Consider the following 4,058-nt stretch of genomic DNA (forward strand, 5'->3'; position numbering starts at 1 on the left):
AAGTTTTTATTTCGCCATCCGGGTCGCGAAGTCCTTTTTGCGCCGGATGTTCGGGACTATTCACACAAGCTGCTAGAACGGGCCGGGGTGGGCGCCTGGGTTATCGATACCGACGAAAAAACTCCTCAACAGGTCGCTGCCATGATAGTGGATCGCCTCGTCAGTGAGGTGCCTCTCCATCATCTTAAAGACCGTCCCTCTGGAGAACACGCCAAGGGGACCTGGCCTCGCATGTAACCGAAAACACCGCCCCACGGGGGACGGTGTTCGCGTTGAGATCCCGTTATTGAGCCAAATTTCCCAGCACGGTTTGTAAGATACCGCCGTTGCGGTAGTAGTCCACATCCACTGGGGTGTCCAATCGCGCGGTGGCGGTGAAGCGAACGACCTCGCCATTCGGGCGCTTGGCTTCGATGGTGACTTGCTGTCCCGGCTTGATGTCCTGGGGAACATCCAACGAGATGACTTCCTCACCCGTTAGGCCCAAGGTCTGTGCGTTGGTGCCGTCGGGGAATTGCAACGGCAGCACACCCATGCCGACCAAGTTGCTGCGGTGAATGCGCTCAAAGCTTTCCGCAATGACGGCTTTGACTCCTAGAAGCGCGGTACCCTTGGCCGCCCAGTCACGGGAGGAGCCGGTGCCATATTCCTTTCCTGCCAGCACGACCAACGGCACTCCTTCAGCCTGATAGCGCATTGCCACGTCATAAATGCTGTCCTGCTGGCCATCAGGCCAGTGCACCGACACGCCGCCTTCCACACCTGGGAGCATGAGGTTGCGGATACGAATGTTGGCGAAGGTGCCCCGCATCATTACCTCATGATTGCCGCGGCGTGCACCGTAGCTGTTGAAGTCTTTGGGTTCCACCCCGTGTTCCATGAGATATTTCGCGGCTGGGCTTTTCACGGCGATGTTGCCGGCAGGCGAAATGTGGTCGGTGGTGACCGAGTCACCCAAAATAGCGAGCACCCGAGCGTTGTGAATGGGGTGAAGATGCCGAGGCTCCGGACTCCAGTCGGTGAAGAAAGGAGGCTCTTGAATATAGGTGGAGTTGGCATCCCATTGATACAGCTGGCCCTCCGGAGCACCCATGTGGTTCCAGCGATCGTTGGCAGAAAATACCGTTTCGTATTGTTCGCGGAACAGTTCCGGCTTGATGGCATCGTTCAACGTCGCCAAAATTTCCTCGGTGTTCGGCCAGATGTCTTTTAAGAATACCGGGTTTCCGTTGGCATCGTGGGCCAGCGGATCGTGCTGCAGGTCAATATCAACGGTTCCCGCTAAGGCATAGGCAACCACCAAAGGCGGTGAGGCTAGATAGTTGGCTTTCACTTGGGCATGAATGCGGCCCTCGAAGTTGCGATTCCCACTCAGTACAGCTGCGACGGTCAAGTCGCCCGATTGAATGGCTTCGGAGACTGCCTCAGGAAGCGGACCACTGTTGCCAATGCAAGTGGTGCAGCCATAGCCCACCACCTCGAAGCCTAACTGATTTAAGTACGGCATCAACCCGGCTCGCTCTAAATACGCGGAAACCACGCGTGATCCAGGCGCCAGGCTGGTCTTGACGTACTGAGGAGGCTTGATGCCTCGCTCCGCCGCTTTTTTGGCCAACAGGCCTGCCCCGATCATGACCATGGGGTTTGAGGTGTTGGTACAACTCGTAATGGCGGCAATGACCACCGACCCGTTCTTGAGCTCCTCTTGAGTCCCGTCGGGATGGTGCACCGTGGCTGTTTTCGCCACGTCATCCGGCGACAGGCCAAAGCCCCTCTCCGCTACGGGCGCCGTAAGCGCCTTTTCAAAAGTGGGCTTCATCGCTGATAGGGGCACGCGGTCCTGGGGACGCTTGGGACCGGCCAGTGATGGTTCCACCGTGCCCAGATCCAGCTCCAGTACATCGCTGAACAGCGGGTCAGGGGTGTCATCGGTCCGGAACAACCCCTGTTCCTTCATGTACCATTCAACCAGGGCAATGTGCTCGGAACTCCGGCCAGTTTCCTTCAAGTACCGGAGCGTTTCCGCATCAACCGGGAAATACCCCATGGTCGCCCCGTATTCAGGTGCCATGTTGGCAATCGTCGCCCGGTCGGCAAGACTCATGTGCGACAGACCGGTGCCAAAGAACTCGACGAACTTGCCCACAACCCCGTGGCGACGCAAGCGCTCGGTAATGGTGAGCGCTAAGTCAGTGGCCGTCGCACCTTCTTTGAGTTTCCCCGTGAGCCGGAATCCAACAACTTGTGGGGTGACGAAATAGAGCGGCTGACCTAACATGTTGGCCTCCGCCTCGATGCCGCCTACACCCCATCCCAAAACACCTAGTCCGTTAATCATGGTGGTGTGGGAGTCGGTGCCGACAACCGAATCGGGGAAGACGACGCGTTGCCCGTCAGCCGTCTTGTGAGCAACCACCGAGGCGAGATACTCCAAGTTCACCTGATGGACAATGCCGGTGGCTGGTGGAACGACGCGAAAGTTATTGAAAGATTTTTGCGCCCAATTCAGGAACCGATAGCGTTCCTGGTTGCGTTCAAACTCCCGCTCCATATTGAATTCGAGTGCTTCTAGACGCCCAAATTGATCGACCTGCACGGAGTGGTCGATGACCAAGTCGACCGGTACGAGGGGATTAATTTTGGCGGGATCACCGTGATGGCGCTCCATGACCGACCGCAAGGCCGCTAAATCGACTACCGCCGGTACACCGGTGAAGTCTTGCAGGACAACTCGGGCCGGCTTGAAGGGAATTTCCCGTCGGCTGGGTTGGTCCGGGGACCATCGGGCCAGTGCCTCGACATCTTCCGGGTTGATTTGATAGTTGTCCAGTTGGCGTAAAAGGGACTCAAGAAGGACTTTAATGGAAAAGGGGAGGCGACTTACCTGGGCCCCAGAAAGCTTTTCGAGGGCGCTAAGACGATAATAGGTGATGGGTTGTCCGTCGACGCGGGCATCTGCCTTGGCGCCGAACGGGTCGTGCTTATTGGCCACGGTCAAGCTGTTCACCTCGCTTAAAAAATGCGCATCAATTGCCATTCCCTATTGTAAACCTTATCCGCAATTTTCGCGTTGCTTTTTGATGTCAGAGCCGGGGTTGAACGGCTGTGACCACGAAGCCGAGCAGGGTGAGAAGTCCAAAAAAGACCATTCCCGCGCCGGTTCCAAAGCGGAAGGCGAGAAAACTATATCCGGCCACGCCAACCACCCCGCCTAACCGACCAAACCCTTCCGAGATCCCCTGAGCGGTACTTCTCACAGCCGTATCCGTTTCCTCCGATGCCGCCATTACGGTGGTTTTGTCGGGGCCAAAGGCTCCGAGGGCGTACGCTGCCACCAAGAGAGCAAACACGAGGACGTGGGATGTTCCGGTCTCAGACGGCATGTGAAGTATGATGGCGCCTAAAGCCAATAGGGCGAGGCCCCGACCCAAAAATCCCCAGAGTTGCAGCGGACGGCGGCCCACGCGGTCAATCGCATAGACGGTGGCTAGGGCGGCGGGAATCGTTACCACCTTGACCAGCAAACTTCTCCAGGAGGCGGAGGCTACGGAACTGGCGAATAGGGCCGCGAGCATGGATGGCAAAAAGAGGGACAGGCCCTGATCACTGGCTTGATAGCTAAACCAGTTGATGGAGGCGGTCGAAACCACCTTCATGGTTTTGGGGGTGGTGAGCGCTTCCCAAAGGTGATGCCACGAGTGCACGTGACGGCGCATCCAGAGATCGGATTCGGGTAAGGCGCGGCGAAGCCATAGAAGGGGGACGACCAACACGCTACCGACAAGCAAGGGAATGCGCCACCCCTGGTCCTGGTTCAACACCAGGGCGCCTAGACCGTAGGCGAAGACCATCCCGAAGTTGGCCGCCCACATGGTCCAAGCCATTATCTTGCTGCGGCGGTTGGGGGCGGCGACTTCCGCTAAATAGGGGAAAATCACGGCGTAATCGGCGCCGACGCCGAGGCCTACCACCAGACGGCTCACTGGTAGGTAAAGAGGGGCCTCGGGGCTTGGCTGTGGTAGCGAGTGCCCCTTGAGCGCCCTCCTCCCCGTAGAACC

General features: G+C 57.9%; 3 protein-coding genes. 1 reads left to right on the top strand and 2 read right to left on the bottom strand.

Translation table 11 applies throughout. The features are described 5' to 3' along the window. A partial coding sequence (locus HIJ39_RS23875) for a hypothetical protein (RefSeq protein ID WP_207711850.1) occupies positions 1 to 237 on the top strand: 237 nt, incomplete at its 5' end. A gap of 46 nt (positions 238 to 283) precedes the next feature. Here HIJ39_RS23875 and acnA read toward each other — a convergent pair. Together acnA and HIJ39_RS21825 are read right to left on the bottom strand one after the other, a co-directional pair. After that, positions 284 to 3,037, bottom strand: a complete 2,754-nt coding sequence (acnA, locus tag HIJ39_RS21820; RefSeq protein ID WP_169103151.1) for an aconitate hydratase AcnA — start codon at positions 3,035 to 3,037, stop codon at positions 284 to 286. A gap of 46 nt (positions 3,038 to 3,083) precedes the next feature. Beyond that, on the bottom strand, positions 3,084 to 4,058 hold a 975-nt coding region (locus HIJ39_RS21825), incomplete at its 5' end, for an MFS transporter (RefSeq protein ID WP_169103152.1).

The organism is Sulfobacillus harzensis (genome assembly GCF_012933365.1).
In the GTDB taxonomy this organism is placed as follows: Bacteria; Bacillota; Sulfobacillia; order Sulfobacillales; family Sulfobacillaceae; genus Sulfobacillus_B; species Sulfobacillus_B harzensis.

Excerpts from the sequence above, each read along its gene's own strand:
- acnA (WP_169103151.1), bottom strand. The coding sequence starts at position 3,037 with ATGGCAATTGATGCGCATTTTTTAAGCGAGGTGAACAGCTTGACCGTG.